Annotated in this window: 11 protein-coding genes and 2 tRNA genes; 8 read left to right on the forward strand and 5 right to left on the reverse strand. The window is 62.5% G+C overall.

Features of this window, described 5'->3' with window-relative positions:
• The first annotated feature begins 458 nt into the window (after positions 1-458).
• The 4 genes from QZ302_RS05250 (at position 459) to QZ302_RS05265 (ending at position 6942) form a co-directional block, all read left to right on the forward strand.
• Positions 459-5099, forward strand: a complete 4641-nt coding sequence (locus QZ302_RS05250) for a translocation/assembly module TamB domain-containing protein (RefSeq protein ID WP_294593300.1) — start codon at positions 459-461, stop codon at positions 5097-5099.
• A gap of 36 nt (positions 5100-5135) precedes the next feature.
• The gene (locus QZ302_RS05255; protein ID WP_294593303.1) at positions 5136-6386 is read left to right on the forward strand and encodes a PLP-dependent transferase; all 1251 of its coding nucleotides are present in this window, start codon (positions 5136-5138) and stop codon (positions 6384-6386) included.
• 141 nt (positions 6387-6527) lie between these two features.
• A tRNA-Thr gene (locus tag QZ302_RS05260) sits at positions 6528-6599 on the forward strand.
• A gap of 270 nt (positions 6600-6869) precedes the next feature.
• Positions 6870-6942 (forward strand) — tRNA-Gly (locus tag QZ302_RS05265).
• Positions 6943-7159: 217 nt separating this feature from the next.
• Here the strand turns inward: QZ302_RS05265 and QZ302_RS05270 are convergent.
• The 3 genes from QZ302_RS05270 to QZ302_RS05280 all read right to left on the reverse strand — a co-directional run bounded on the left by QZ302_RS05270 (position 7160) and on the right by QZ302_RS05280 (position 9522).
• A complete protein-coding gene (locus tag QZ302_RS05270) occupies positions 7160-7993 on the reverse strand; it encodes a hypothetical protein (protein ID WP_294593306.1) in 834 nt (277 codons plus the stop codon).
• A gap of 108 nt (positions 7994-8101) precedes the next feature.
• Entirely contained in the window at positions 8102-8617 is a 516-nt protein-coding gene (locus QZ302_RS05275) for a ferritin (protein ID WP_294593309.1), read from the reverse strand.
• A 59-nt stretch (positions 8618-8676) separates the two neighbouring features.
• Positions 8677-9522, reverse strand: a complete 846-nt coding sequence (locus tag QZ302_RS05280; RefSeq protein WP_294593311.1) for an AraC family transcriptional regulator — start codon at positions 9520-9522, stop codon at positions 8677-8679.
• A gap of 272 nt (positions 9523-9794) precedes the next feature.
• Here QZ302_RS05280 and QZ302_RS05285 point away from each other — a divergent pair, with 272 nt between their 5' ends.
• The 4 genes from QZ302_RS05285 to pth all read left to right on the forward strand — a co-directional run bounded on the left by QZ302_RS05285 (position 9795) and on the right by pth (position 12119).
• Positions 9795-10169 (forward strand): hypothetical protein, encoded by a 375-nt coding sequence (locus tag QZ302_RS05285; RefSeq protein WP_294593314.1) that lies wholly within the window; start codon positions 9795-9797, stop codon positions 10167-10169.
• Between the two features lie 457 nt (positions 10170-10626).
• Entirely contained in the window at positions 10627-10773 is a 147-nt protein-coding gene (locus QZ302_RS05290; RefSeq protein ID WP_294593317.1) for a hypothetical protein, read from the forward strand.
• Between the two features lie 14 nt (positions 10774-10787).
• The gene (locus QZ302_RS05295; protein ID WP_294593319.1) at positions 10788-11369 is read left to right on the forward strand and encodes a 50S ribosomal protein L25/general stress protein Ctc; all 582 of its coding nucleotides are present in this window, start codon (positions 10788-10790) and stop codon (positions 11367-11369) included.
• A 183-nt stretch (positions 11370-11552) separates the two neighbouring features.
• On the forward strand, positions 11553-12119 hold the full coding sequence (pth, locus tag QZ302_RS05300) for an aminoacyl-tRNA hydrolase (RefSeq protein WP_294593321.1): 567 nt from the start codon (positions 11553-11555) through the stop codon (positions 12117-12119).
• 451 nt (positions 12120-12570) lie between these two features.
• Here the strand turns inward: pth and ribH are convergent, their stop codons facing one another.
• Together ribH and QZ302_RS05310 are read right to left on the reverse strand one after the other, a co-directional pair.
• A complete protein-coding gene (gene ribH, locus QZ302_RS05305) occupies positions 12571-13125 on the reverse strand; it encodes a 6,7-dimethyl-8-ribityllumazine synthase (protein ID WP_294593324.1) in 555 nt (184 codons plus the stop codon).
• Positions 13126-13302: 177 nt separating this feature from the next.
• Positions 13303-13977 (reverse strand): tetratricopeptide repeat protein (locus QZ302_RS05310; protein WP_294593327.1); only part of this gene is annotated, 675 nt, incomplete at its 5' end.

Genomic DNA, 13977 nt, shown 5'->3' on the forward strand with positions numbered 1-13977 from the left:
AAATACCCCCCGACGAGGACGATAATCGCGCCGAGCGCCACCAGAAGGGTTTTCCCGTTGCGTTCGATAAAGAGTTCGAAACGTCCGAGGCTCTGTTCGATCACCTGTTCGGGATCCGGATTGACCTGTTTGTTATGCTTTTCTGCCATGGTGTGGTAGTGTTCGTTGTTTTCGTGATAGTTAGACCGTTCCGTGCCGCTTGTCCGAGTCGCTTCGGTGTTCGCGCGGCCTTTCGTCGAGCGCAAAAGTAACGGTTTTTCGGCGAAATCGAAAACCGGACGCCGCTTTTTTCCCGATTTAAGTGCAGGACGAAAGGCCCCAAACCTGCTGATCTTTGTTTATCTTTGCAAGGCCGTGTGCCCTGTTCCGGCGCGAAAAACGCCTCCGCGGCGGCCCCGTAAACCGGCTGTAAGGCCGCGAAAACCGCCGCGAACGCCCCTTGGCACGCCTCCTCCCGTATGCTTCGGAAAATCCTCAAACGCCTCCTCGTCGGCCTTTCATGGCTTCTGGTCGCCGCCGTCGTCCTGCCCCTCGTGGCCGGACTGCTGTTGCAGATCGGCGCCGTGCAGACCTTCGTCGTGCAGCGGCTCGCCCGGCAGCTCTCCGAACGCATCGGCACCGAACTCACCCTCGACCGCGTCGACATCGCCTTCTTCAACCGGCTGGAGGTCAGCGGACTGTGCGTCAAAGACCCTTTCCGACCGGCCGACACCTTACTATATGTGCGGCGCGTCGAGGCCGGCATCGACGGACTCGACCTCTTCGGGGGCCGCGTGGCGCTCGGCGTCGTCTCGCTCGACGACGGCGTGCTGCACATCGCCCGCGACACCGCCGGACAGGAGACCAACCTCGGATACGTCATCCGGCGGCTGCGTCCCGACCCGCCGCGCCCCGTCCGGCTGCGGCTCACCGCCCGCGAACTCAACCTCCTCGGCCTGCGCTTCACCCTACGCGGCGCTCCCGACGGCGGGCCGGGCGAAGGGCGTAGCAATCAGGTAAATTTCAGTGATTTAGATATTCAGGGCCTCTATTTCCAGGCCCGCGAAATCGCCCTGCGCGACGACTCCGTCGCCCTGCGGATCGAACACCTGAACTTCGACGAAAAGAGCGGCTTCCGGCTCCGCCATCTCAGCGCGCAGCAGATCGCCGCCGGGCCCGGCGGCATCCGGGTCGACCGCCTGCGGGCCGAGACCCCTTTGTCCGTGCTCCACCTGCGCCGCGCCGACCTCGGCTTCGACGGCGGGTGGGCTGCGCTGAACGACTTCCCGCACGCCGTGCGGATCGACCTCGAAGCCTCGCCCTCCTCCGTCTCCTACCAGACCATCGCCCGTTTTCTGCGCCGTCCGGCCGAGATCGGCGCCGCCCTCTCGTTCGACTCCCTCGCCGTGAGCGGCACCGTGGACGACCTTGCCGGTCGGCTGCGCGGCGCACGGAACGGAGCCACTCGGCTGGACGCCACGTTCGCCCTGCGGGGGCTGCCCGATGTGGCCCGGACACGGCTGCGGATCGGCATCGACCGCTTGGAGACCGACGGCGACGAGATCAACCGCATCTACGGCGAGGCCGCCGCCGGACGGCACCTGAAACCGGGCCTCGCCGCCCTCTTGCAGCGCGCCGGAACCATCGGATTTACAGGGAGTTTCGACGGCCTCGTGCGCGACTTCACCGCCGCCGGCGAGCTCACCACCGCCCAGGGGCTGGTGGGCGGCACCCTGCGCTTCATGCCCGGCGAGCGGGAGGGACAGACCCATTTCACCGGCCACCTCGCCACCGAAGCCTTCGGACTCGGCACGCTGCTCGGCCAGCCGCGCCTGGGGGCCGTCTCGCTCTCCGCCGGCGTCGACGTCGTGACCGACGGCGGAGAGCTCGCCCTGGCCACCGACGCTACGATTGACCGGCTCGACTTCCGGGACTACGCCTACCACGGCATCCGGATGAACGGCCGCTGGGCCGGGCGCATCTTCCGGGGGCGCATCGAATCCTCCGACCCCAACCTCGACTTCACCACCGAAGGGCGGCTCGACCTGCGCGACCCGGTGCCCGCCTACGACTTCGAGTTGGCCCTGCGCCGCGCCGACCTCGTCGCCCTCGGCTTCAACCGCCGCGATACCCTCTCGCGGCTCGCCATGCGTTGCCGGGCCCACGCCGCCGGGACGAACCTCGACGACCTGAACGGACACGCCGAAATCGACAGCCTCGCCTACGTCAACCCCCTCGACACCGTCCACGCCGGCGCCATCCGGTTCGAAGCTCGCAGCAGCGCGCGGTCGCGGCGGCTCTCCATGCGCTCCGACTTCGCCGACGCCGACCTGCGCGGAGCCGCCCAATACGAACGCTTCTTCCGCTTCTTCCGCCACTCCCTGCGGCGCTACCTGCCCTCGCTCTCGGCACCGGATACCGTCGCCCGGGCCGCATCCCCTGTTGTTGCCGGGCCGACGGCTGCCGCCGACTCCGCAGCCGCAGGTACCGAGGGCTACTACCTCCTGAAAATCGACGTCAAACAGGCCAACAACGTCGCCGCCATCTTCGTCCCGGGATTGGAGGTGGCCGAAGGAACCTCCGTCGGCTTCCTTTTCGACCCCGCGCGCGACGAATTCAACCTCAGCGTCCGGTCGGACTACATCCTGCGGCGGAACCTTTACGTCGGCGACCTCACCGTCGAGTGCCGCAACCGCGGCGACTCCGTTTCGGTCTACGCCTTCGCCGAGCAGTTCGGCATCGGGCCGCTCGACCTGCCCCGGATGTCGGTCGTCGGCGGCGTCGGCCACAACCGCATCGCCCTCGCCACCCGGTTCGAGAATCCCGAGAACGGCAACCGCGCGCTGATCAGCACCTCCACCACCATCGGACGCTCCGCCGCGGGGCTGCCGCAGCTCGACGTCCGGTTCTATCCCACCTCCTTCCGGGTCGAAGGGCGCGAGTGGTTCGTCCAGCCCGGACACCTCCTGGTCGACTCCACGGGGATCGGCTTCCGTCGTTTCGGCGTGCGGAGCGGCGACCAGCGGCTCTCGATCGAGGGGCGCGCCTCGGCCGTCGAGAGCGACACCCTGCGCGTGCGGTTCGACCGGCTCGACCTCTCGCCCCTCACGCGGCTCGTCCAGCGACAGGGCTACCGCATCGGCGGACGCATGGACGGCCTCGCCGAGCTCGTCGCCCCCTTCGGCGCCTTGCAGTTCGGGGCCGACCTCCGGATCGACTCCTTCGCCATGAACCAGCACCAGCTCGGCACCGCCGACTTCCGCAGCCGGTGGGACGGCGAACGGCGGTGGGTGCGCTTCGCCGCCGACACCCCCGACGGGGCGACCCCGATCGCGGGCTACTACGACAGCCGCGAGCGGCGCTACCGGGTCGATTTTGATATCCCGCGGTTCGATATGGCCCTGCTGGAGCCCTTGTTGCAGGGCGTGCTCGTTGATACGCGCGGCCGGGCGCGGACGAAGCTCGCCCTGACCGGCGGCCCCGAAGGGGGGCCGCTGCTGAACGGGACGATCGGCGTGGACGAATATGCCGCCACGGTAGCCTATACGCGGGCGCGGTACACCCTTTCGGGGCCGGTGACCGTCACGAACAACCGCTTCGAGCTGCCTCCGTCTCCGCTCAGCGACGGCGACGGAGGCACGGGCGCCATCTCGGCCTGGTTCGACAGCCGCTATTTCCGCCAGCTCCGCTTCGGCGTGAAGGTCGATTTCCGCGACCTGCTCTGCCTGAACACCGCGCTGGCCGACAACCCGGACTTCTACGGACGGATCTACGGCACGGGGGCCTTTTCGGTCACGGGCGACGACTACCGCACCGCGATCGACGTGCGGGCCGAGACGGCGCGCAGCTCGACCTTCGTGCTGCCGCTGTCGGAGGTCTCGACCATCGCCGAGGCCGACTTCATCTCGTTCGTCGAGCCCTCGGCCCGCACGCCGGTCGACCGTGTCGAGCAGTTCCGGCGCCAGCTCCGCCGGCCGCGGCGCAGACGTACCAAGAGCGAGCTCTCGGTCGACCTGAACCTCACGGCGCTGCCCAATACCGAGGCCCAGATCGTCCTCGACCCGCGGCTCGGCGACGTGATCCGGGGGCGCGGCAACGGCCGCTTCCGGATGCGCATCGTCCCCGCGCGCGACATCTTCACGATGGACGGACAGTACGACATTACGGAGGGGACGTATCTCTTTACGCTCTACGGGGTGCTGGCCAACAAGTACTTCGTGATCCAGCCGGGCGGTTCGATCCAGTGGACGGGCGATCCGGCCGACCCGCTGGTGAACATCGACGCGGCCTATCGGGTTCGGACGTCGCTGAAACCGCTCCTGGGGGCCAATGCGCAGGGGAGCGGGACGGGCAGCGGGAATGTCAACGTGAGTTGCGGGATTCATCTGACGGACAGGCTGTTCGACCCCACCATCCGCCTCTCGGTGACGGCTCCGGGGGCCGATCCCGAGACCAAGAACCTCCTCCGCAACCTGCTCAATACGGAGGAGGCGACGACGATGCAGTTCGCCTACCTGATGCTCTCGAACAGCTTCATGCCGGACGACCAGACGAATGCCATCGGGACGATGAGCGGTTCGCTGGCGGGGATCGCCGGGATGGAGTTTCTCTCGAACCAGATCAGCAACCTGATTTCGGGTTCGAACTACAACATCCGTTTCGGCTACCGCCCCTCGAGCGAGCTGACGTCGGAGGAGGTGACCTTCGACGTGGGGGCGGATCTGATTGCGAACAAGCTCTCGCTGGAGGTGGGGGGCAACTACGATGTGGGACAGCGGGGGGCCTATCAGGTGACGAACAATCCGCTCTCGGTGGACGGCTACCTGACGTGGGTGCTGAACAAGTCGGGGTCGCTGAAGGTCAAGGGTTTCACCCGGACGATCGACCGCTTCGACGAGTCGCAGGGGTTGCAGGACAACGGGGTCGGGGTCTACTACCGGCAGGAGTTCCAGAGCTGGAAAGACCTTCAAGAGCGCTATCGTCGTTGGCGCGCGGCAGCTCGGGAGCGCCGCGCGGCGCGTCAGGAGCGTCGTCGTCGGCGTCGCGCGGCGATCGAGGCCGGCAAGGCGGCCGGGGTTCCCGAAAAAGAGTCCGCCCCGCCGGTACAGCCGCCTGAATAAATGCCTATATTTGTCCGACTAAAACACACATCCGTCATGTCTGACGACCTTTCGGGCTTCACCGCCCGCATCCTTCAGACCCCCGCTGCCCGGCGCGACCCGCACGGCGCCCTCAGTACCCCGGTCTACCAGAATGCCGCTTATGAATTCGCGACGGCCGACGCCATGGAGCTCGCCTTCACCGGCCGCACCTCCGACCACGCCTACTCGCGGATCACCAACCCCACCGTCGAGCACTTCGAACAGCGCATCCGCCGGGCCCTCGGCGCCCACAGCGTGACAGCGCTCAACTCCGGCATGGCCGCCATCTCGAACCTCCTGATGACCGTCGGCCGGGCCGGAGCGAACGTCATCGCCTCGCCCCACCTCTTCGGCAACACCTACTCCCTGCTCGTCTCCACGCTGGGCGACTTCGGCCTCTCGGTGCGGTGGGCCGACACCGCCGACCCGGCCGCGGTAGAGGCGGCCATCGATGCAGACACTTGTCTGGTCTTTCTCGAAATCGTCACCAATCCTCAGCTGGAGGTGGCCGACCTCTCGGCGCTGAGTGCGGTCTGCCGGGCGAATCATGTCCCCCTGGCGGCCGATACGACCGTCATCCCCTTCTCGGCCTTCCGGGCCGGCGACTTCGGCGTGGACCTCGAAGTCGTCTCCAGCACCAAATACATCTCGGGCGGCGCGACGGGGCTCGGCGGCCTGATCATCGACTACGGCACCTTCGACTGGAGCCGCTCGCCGAAACTCGGCCGGGCAGCCTCGGCTTACGGCGTGGCTCCGACCGAGGCTTTCACGGCCAAACTGCGTCGCGAGATCCACCGCAACCTCGGCGCCTACATGACCCCGCAGGTCGCCTACCAGCAGTCGCTGGGACTGGAGACGCTGGAGGTGCGCTACGCCCGCATGGCACAGACAACGCTGGAGCTGGCCCGCGCGCTGGAGACCACGCCGGGCATCGAGTCGGTGAACTATCCGGGGCTCCCCTCCAGCCGTTTCCATGCTTTGTGCTGCCGTCAGTTCGGGCCGACCCCTCCGGGCGCGATGCTCACCTTCGACCTCGCTTCCCGGCGGGCCTGCTACGCCTTTCTGGATCGGCTGAAGCTGATCCGCCGGGCAACGAACTTGTTCGACAACAAGTCGTTGGCGATCCACCCGTGGAGCACCATTTTCGGCACTTTCCCGGAGGAGGTTCGCCGCCGGATGGACTTGTCGCCGTGCACGATCCGGCTGTCTGTGGGGCTGGAATCGGCCGCCGAACTGCTGGCCGACATCCGTCAGGCCTTGGGGTAGAGTGTTGGTTTCGAGCCGGTTGCAGGTTTTTGTCGATTTTTTTTTACAAAATCTCTCTCCCGACCTTGCGGAAGCCGAAATTTTGTCTACCTTTGCACACGATCCTTGAGGGCCTTTCGGGGGGATGGGATCGGAACGTATGCTGTTGTAGCTCAGTGGTAGAGCACTTCCTTGGTAAGGAAGAGGTCCCGAGTTCAATCCTCGGCAACAGCTCAGAGAGATGTTCTTCGTTGTTTTTAAAAGAGCCGTCAGGCTTTGGCGTTGGGGGGGCTGTCTTTTTCCGACAAGTCCGCTTGCCGGGAAAAGATCGGTCGCGCAATGCCAAATTCGGAGAATTCATTAAAAATAACGTAAGTATTTCTCGCTGGGCGCCCAGAGGATCACGGAGCGTAATCCTCGGCAACAGCTCAGAGAGGGGGGAGTCATCTTGCCCGAGAGGGTAATTCCAACTGCGGCAAGAGATAGGGGCGAAACATAATAATTGCGGAAATAGCTCAGTTGGTAGAGCACAACCTTGCCAAGGTTGGGGTCGCGAGTTCGAGTCTCGTTTTCCGCTCGGAGACGGACAGCTTTTATGAGTTGTCCGTTTTTTTGTTTGGAGGAGGGCGGAGGCTTCGGCGAGCGACTCGCGCGCAGTGAGAGCTCGATAATGATAAGTAAATGAAAATCAAGGCTGATTTCTCAGTCGGGAAAGATTGTAGCGGGTGGGGGCAGACTTTTCAAAGGGAAGTTGAAATATCGGGAGGAGCTTTGTCGGATCGGTAGGTGGGGATTTAAAAGGGAGAAACGAGATGAGTTTTGCCGTATTCGATCACCTCGGGAAGCTGGTCGAATCCCAGTAAATCGATCAGATAGTCTTCAAAATCAATCAATAAGTCGTGTGTGGTGATCAGTGCCTGGACAAGGTCAAGGTATTTCACGACGGGGGATGCGAGGAGGGGAGAGTTCCAAATGTAGTCGGTAGGATCATTGGTGTCTATTTGAAAGGTGGGGTCGCGGGGGGAGGGGGACTCTTCTAACTCGAACAGACAACGGTGTTTGAGGGAGTTGGCCAATTCTCGGATTTGTCGGATGGCTGAATCCATCTGTAAACTGTGATATCGGTCACGTAAAGGTCGGGATTCGGGGATGTTTTTCAGTCGGTTGTGGATATTTCCCCATCTGCATGCGTTCAGTGTCTTTTGATAATCGTCGGGTGAATGGAGCGGGGGATGAAGTTCGAAACCGAACCAAATGATCTGCAACAGGTAGTCGGAGGAGGAGTTATACCAAAGGACGGCGTTTTTCAGGTGGTGCAAGTTGTAGTGGTATTGTGCCTCTTTCGTGTAGTGCCGGGTGGGGTCTTGGGGGTTTGGGGAATAAACCGGATGGTCGAAATGGCAACCGCAGGAGAGGCTGTAGCGGGCGGTGGTGATGACGGTTTCGAAATCTTTGATTTTCTTCAGGGCGATGTGCTTAGAGGGGCTGGCCTGTAGAAGAACGAGCAGCCAAGGCCGATCGGTGTCGGGATGGCGGTCGAGGTGGGTGGTTTTCAAGTGGCGGATACGTTGCGGAAGGGCGCTTTCTGCGGCTGATATCGCGATGGGGGAGGCTGAAGTGGCGGGCATGAGGGGGGATGAATGAAAGGAGGGACGAAGCCGCGCCCACGCGCAGCCCCTTCCCTCCTTTTGTGGGTGTCTTTCCTTTCTTTGATCGTCTTTTCGGGGGACGATGGCTTACTGGGCGGCGATGCTCGGGGCGGTGTAGGTGCGGGTGCCGAGCTCTTTGTCGATCATGTAGAGGCCCATCTGGCTCTCGGAGACCATCTGGAGTTGGTCGATGATGTCGCGGGCGTTCTCTTCTTCTTCCACTTGTTCGTTCACGAACCAGATCAGCTGGTTGGAGGTGGCGAAGTCTTGCTCGTCGGCGGCCAGACGGCACAGGTTGTCGATCAGGGAGGTCACTTTCTGTTCGTGGGCGAGGGTCTCGCGGAACATGTCGAGGGGGGTGGCCCATTCGGTGGGCACGGCGGCGATCGGGGAGAGGGTCACGCGGCCGCCGCGGCTCAGGATGTAGTCGATGAAGAGTTGGGCGTGGGCTTGCTCTTCCTGGTATTGGATGGAGAACCAGTTGGCGATCCCTTTATAGCCTTTCACGGAGGCGTCGAGGGACATCGAGAGGTAGAGGTAGGCGGACCATTGTTCGGCGTTGATCTGGGCGTTGAGGGCTTCTTGAAGTTTGGTGCTTAACATAATGGATAGTTGTTTGTGTGTGGGGCAAAGGTAGTGTTTTTCGGGTTTCGGGGGGTGGGTCAGAGGCCGGTTTTTTCGTAACGCCGGCGGTAGGCGAGGGGGGTGAGGCCGAAGCGGCGGCGGAAGAGTTTGATGAAGTGGGAGGGGTTGGGGATCAGGCAGTCGCGGGCGATTTTGCTGATGGGGTCGGGGGTGGTGATGAGTTGGAGTTGGGCGCGGTTGAGGCGTTGGTCGACGATCCAGCGGTGGGGGGTGGTGCCGAAGGTGCGCTGGCAGTGGTTCTTGAAGGCGGTGGGGCTCATCTCGCACTGGGCGGCGAGGGTGGCGACGCTGGCGGTGGTGAAGATGTTGGCGTGCATGACGTCGGAGAAGGTGCGTTGGCTCTGGCTGAGGGCTTGGCACATGGGGCGGCTGATGCAGCAGCCGGGCTGGGTCTGGAGGAGTTGGAAGAGTTCGCAGATTTTGAGCCGGCTGAGTTCGGGGCGTTGCCGGTGGAGGCGGGTGGTCAGGAGGCGGTTCAGGGAGCGGAAGTAGCTCTCGATCAGGGGCCAGGCGGGGTAGGTGTAGATGTCGGTGGTGTTCCGGCAGGTGGAGCAGAGGTGGTTGGTGGCGGCGATTTGGGTGGCGGGGATGAAGTCGTTGCGGAGGTCGCTGGGGCTGTAGAAGAGGAGGGTCTGGCGGAAGGGGAGGTCGTGTCCGGCGGGGTCGTTCTCGATGTAGTGGGTGCCGGGGTTCAGGTGGAAGAGTTCGCCGCTGCGGACGGTGACGTAGCGGTCGCCGAGGTGGATCAGTTTGGTGCCTTGTTCGACGTAGCCGACGACGTGGCGTTCGTAGCGGATGGTCTGGATGCCGGAGTTGGTGTCGATCTGGTAGCGGGAGATATGGGAGGTGGAGGTGGTGTTCATGGGTGGGGTGGGTGTTTTGGGGTGGAAAATGGTCGGATAGGTGAATTTTATAGTATAAAGTGTCGGCCTCGGCTCTTCTGGTGTAATGGCTTGGTGTGTCGTTTGGACGGGGCTGGGGGGTGGTATATCTTTGGCGCTGGTGGGGGCATAGGGGATTGATGTGGCGAATATAATAAATTTTAACTCATATGAGTTATCGGGGGTGATTTTTTGTGGGAAAATCGGGGGCGGGGCGATTTGGGGGGAAATATATTTAGTTGTCTATATAAAGTATGAAGGCGGAAATTTTACGGGAGGGGTTGAGGAGGATCGAGCGGGTGGAGGAGGCGTACGAGAGGTTGGCGAAGATGCTGGAGCCGGAGGGGCTGGAGGAGGATCTGTTGCCGTTGGCGAAGGGGTGTATGGCGGCGCTGAGGGGGCTGGAGAGGTGTGTGGAGATGAGGCTGAAGCTGGCGAGGGAGGAGGAGAGGCGGCGGGCGGCGGAGCCGGAGGCTGTGTCGGAGGGTGAAGAGGAGGAGGGGGAGCGGGCGGTGGTGGATTGGAGTCGGTTGTCGGACGGGGCGCTCCGGGAGGTGGAGGAGGCGTTGGTGCCGTGTGAAAGGAGGGCTCGATCGAGGGGGTGTCGGGTCTCGCCGGATGACTCGTGAGGGCGGTTTTAGGCGGGTCAAAGCTCGACCGTGCGTGACTGGTAGTTGGGCCGAGGTGACCGTGTTGTAATTAGGGGTAGAGGCGGCCAGTGGAAATGCGTAGCATTTCCCGTCCACGGGACGTGGGGCCCGCCCGGCCCGAGGGCAGTACCCTCCTGTCGGACAGACGCGCGCCTCGCCTAAAGAGGGAAATCGTCAAAACTTGCTTGCACGTTTTGACAGGATTTTCCAAGGCGCGCGATCAAAACAGAAACGATTGCCCCGTTCTTTGTCCGCGCGCTGGCGGAAATCTTGTCCAAAGCGCAAGTCGCTTTGAACGATTTCCTTTTCCAGCAGTCGCGCGCGGGTCGAACTCTGTCCCGCCTGAAACTGCCCTCGGGCCGGGCGGGCCCCACGTCCCGTGGACGGGCGAAACTTGCGTTTCGCTCTGGCCGTGTCGGCACAAAATGCGCAGGCTATGGCATTCTTCCTTGAATCAACCGAAAAAATTACTACCTTTGTCCCCGTTTCGGCCCTGGGCCGCGACACCGACGTGATGGGGGCGATGCTCATTGCCGGGCATCGACTGAGTAGCGTCGAAGAACAAACGATTTTCATAACCTAAAGACCATCAGAGAGATGAAAACGATCGAGATCAAAGGTGCATCCCGCACCGAATTCGGCAAAAAAGGAACCAACGCAGTGCGCCGGGCAGGGAACGTACCCTGCGTGATTTATGGCGGCGGGGACACCGTACACTTCGCCGTGCCTGCCACTGAGTTCAAACAGCTCATTTACACCCCGCATTCTTATATTATCGAATTCGACATCGACGGGAAAAAAGAAAAAGCCGTCATGCGCGAAGTTCAGTTCCATCCCGTGAGCGGCGACGTGCTGCACGTCGACTTCTTCCGCGTGGACGAAAAGAAACCCGTGGCAGTCGACCTGCCCGTGGTGCTCACCGGGAACTCCGAAGGGGTGAAACAGGGGGGTAAACTCGCCCTCAGCAAGCGCAAACTGCGCGTATCCGCTTTGGTGAAAGACCTGCCCGATACGGTTGAAGTGGACGTGACCGAACTCGGGCTCGGGAAATCGATCTTCGTCGGCGACCTGCACATCCCCGGCTTGGAGATTCTGACCCCGGCGACGACCGCGATCTGTGCCGTGCGGATGACCCGTGCAGCCCGCGGTGCTCAGGCTGCCGCCGCTGCTGCGAAGTAGTCTTTGCGATTGCCCGGCGCGTATTGCACACGCGCGAAGCCATCGAACCATCGAGCGGTTTTCTGCCCAGGCATCTGGCCGGGCAGAAAACCGCTTTTTCGTGCTCCGCCGCGCCCCCTCCGGAGTTGCGGACAACCCCTCGAAACGCTACCTTTGCACCACACCGAAAACGAGAACCACCTTATGAAATACCTGATCGTCGGCCTGGGCAACATCGGCTCCGAGTACGCCGACACCCGCCATAACGCCGGCTTCCTTGTCGCCGACACCCTTGCCGCACGCTCCGGCGCCCCTTTTACCTCCGACCGCTACGGTTCCGTCGCCGTCGTTCGTCACCGCGGCCAGGAGCTCATCGTGCTGAAGCCCTCGACCTACATGAACCTGAGCGGCAAAGCCGTTCGCTACTGGATGCAGCACGAGCGGATTCCGTTGGAACGCGTTTTTGTCGTCGTGGACGATATCGCCCTTCCGTTCGGCCACCTTCGGATCCGAAAAAACGGCTCGGACGGCGGCCACAACGGGTTGAAGAGCATCGCCGAGTGCGTCGGGAGTTCGGACTACGGCCGTTTGCGGTTCGGGATCGGCGGCGACTTTGCACGAGGCCAGCAAGTAGACTACGTGCTCGGTCATTGGACGTCGGAAGAGCGTGCCGCCCTGCCGGAGCTGACCGATCGTTGTGCCGATGCGATCCTGTCGTGGGTGACCGAAGGCCCCGACCGCGCCATGAACCGCTTCAACACGAAGAAATAGCTGAGCTTTGCCCGGTTCCATTTCGTGGGGTAGCGGCTGCCGGTTTGGGGTATCTTTAGGGTAGACCCGGCCATCAAAAGACGCTGTGCGTGCCCGTTTATTCCGAGAGGCAACGCAACTGAAGACCGTGGCCAGGGTTGCTCACGCTGCTGGGATTGAGGCTCTGCGTGCCGAAGGTCAAGAACACGCCGCTAGTCCCGCTAAAGGAGGAAGACCAACTGTACCCGCCGTCGCCGACGCCTGCCAGAGCGCCTAATCGTCCATTGCTGCCCGCGTCGCGGAAGCCCGGGGCGGGCATTTCAAGCCCAACCCAACCAAACCAAATCGAAGCGATAGCTCGCCCCGCAACTCCTTGGTAAAGAGAGAAAAACGCCGCTCTTCGAAAGATCCGAAGAGCGGCGTTGCCGTAAAAATAGCCCAAAGACACGAGGCCTTTGTTAAGCCCTGAGAATCAATTGACCACCGGATGGTTTTCCGCCGCCGCTCCCGCCGTCGCCGCCACCTCGCCATTGTCCTCCGCCTCCATCTCGCGTTGCAGAGCCACCATCTTGATCGCCGTCGCCGCCGCCTCGTCGCCTTTGTTTCCGAGCCGTCCCCCCGCCCGGTCGATCGCCTGCTGGCGGTCGTTCGTCGTGAGCACCCCGAACGCGATCGGCATGTTCCAACTCAGCTGCATCTGCTGCACCCCGCTGGTCACCCCCTGGCAGACGAAGTCGAAATGCCGCGTATCTCCCTGAATCACACATCCCAGGACGATCACCGCATCGACATTGGTGTACTCGGCGAAGTACTGCGCCCCCATGGCCAGTTCGAACGTGCCCGGCACCCATTTGACACTGATCTTGTCGTCAGCGCACCCCGCCGCGCGGAGCGTGGCGACCGCCCCGTTGAGCAGCGCCGAGGTAATTTCGTGGTTCCATTCGGCGACAACGATGCCGAACGACATTTCGTTGGCCGGCGGTACCGGTCGGTCGAAAACGGATAGATTTTTCAGTTCGGAAGCCATAAGCAAGATATCCAATTGGTCAGCGAAAGTCCCCGCCCGTTCCGAAACAGAAGCAAAAGGCGTTCCACGCCGAGGGGGACGAAAGTAAAAGGCGGGGAAAAGCGCGTGTCCTCTCCCCGCCTTCGTATGGTGAATCAGTCTCTGTCGTTGAGCTGTAATGCTCTGGGTGGCAAAAGATTACAATTGCTGTTGCGCCCGCGCGATGAATTTTTCGATATCCCTTGCCGGAATACTCCGCGGATATTCGTTCCGAATCCGTTCGTAGAGCTGCAAAGCCTGCTGCGCATGCCCCGCCTGTTCGTGAATCATCCCCGCCTTTTTCAGGTAGACCGGCGTCGTCGCCACATTGTCGCTGAAGTTCGCCGCCTGTTCATACAGCGCCGCCCCCTGCTCCAAGTTCCCCAGCTCGACATGCGCGTCGCCCCGCAACCCCAGGTTCTGCGCCCCGATCAACTCCGCCGCCGCATTGTCTTTCGACGCGTCGTATTTTGCGAAAGCGTCGATAGCCTGCTGGAAATCACCCAGATAGAGGTGGCACATCCCGGCATAATGGTTGGCCAGATTCCCCTGCGGCGTATTCCCGTACCGTTCCGCGATCGTCTGGAATCCGTCGAACGCCGCATTCCCGTTGAGCGCCAGCGCGAACGAGTCGCGTTCGAAATAGTTCTGCGCCTCGAACATCGCCGCCGACGCCTGCTTGGCCCGCGGAGCGAGGTAGAGGTATTTGTACGAGAAATACCCCCCGACGAGGACGATAATCGCGCCGAGCGCCACCAGAAGGGTTTTCCCGTTGCGTTCGATAAAGAGTTCGAAACGTCCGAGGCTCTGTTCGATCACCTGTTCGGGATCCGG

Source organism: uncultured Rikenella sp., assembly GCF_910579375.1.
In the GTDB taxonomy this organism is placed as follows: domain Bacteria; phylum Bacteroidota; class Bacteroidia; order Bacteroidales; family Rikenellaceae; genus Rikenella.

Bases quoted from the DNA above. Each gene is read 5' to 3' on its own strand.
- QZ302_RS05295 (WP_294593319.1), top strand. From the start codon at position 10,788: ATGAAAACGATCGAGATCAAAGGTGCATCCCGCACCGAATTCGGCAAA.
- QZ302_RS05275 (WP_294593309.1), bottom strand. From the start codon at position 8,617: ATGTTAAGCACCAAACTTCAAGAAGCCCTCAACGCCCAGATCAACGCC.
- pth (WP_294593321.1), top strand. From the start codon at position 11,553: ATGAAATACCTGATCGTCGGCCTGGGCAACATCGGCTCCGAGTACGCC.
- QZ302_RS05285 (WP_294593314.1), top strand. From the start codon at position 9,795: ATGAAGGCGGAAATTTTACGGGAGGGGTTGAGGAGGATCGAGCGGGTG.
- QZ302_RS05280 (WP_294593311.1), bottom strand. From the start codon at position 9,522: ATGAACACCACCTCCACCTCCCATATCTCCCGCTACCAGATCGACACC.
- ribH (WP_294593324.1), bottom strand. From the start codon at position 13,125: ATGGCTTCCGAACTGAAAAATCTATCCGTTTTCGACCGACCGGTACCG.
- QZ302_RS05270 (WP_294593306.1), bottom strand. From the start codon at position 7,993: ATGCCCGCCACTTCAGCCTCCCCCATCGCGATATCAGCCGCAGAAAGC.
- QZ302_RS05255 (WP_294593303.1), top strand. From the start codon at position 5,136: ATGTCTGACGACCTTTCGGGCTTCACCGCCCGCATCCTTCAGACCCCC.
- QZ302_RS05250 (WP_294593300.1), top strand. From the start codon at position 459: ATGCTTCGGAAAATCCTCAAACGCCTCCTCGTCGGCCTTTCATGGCTT.
- QZ302_RS05290 (WP_294593317.1), top strand. From the start codon at position 10,627: ATGGCATTCTTCCTTGAATCAACCGAAAAAATTACTACCTTTGTCCCC.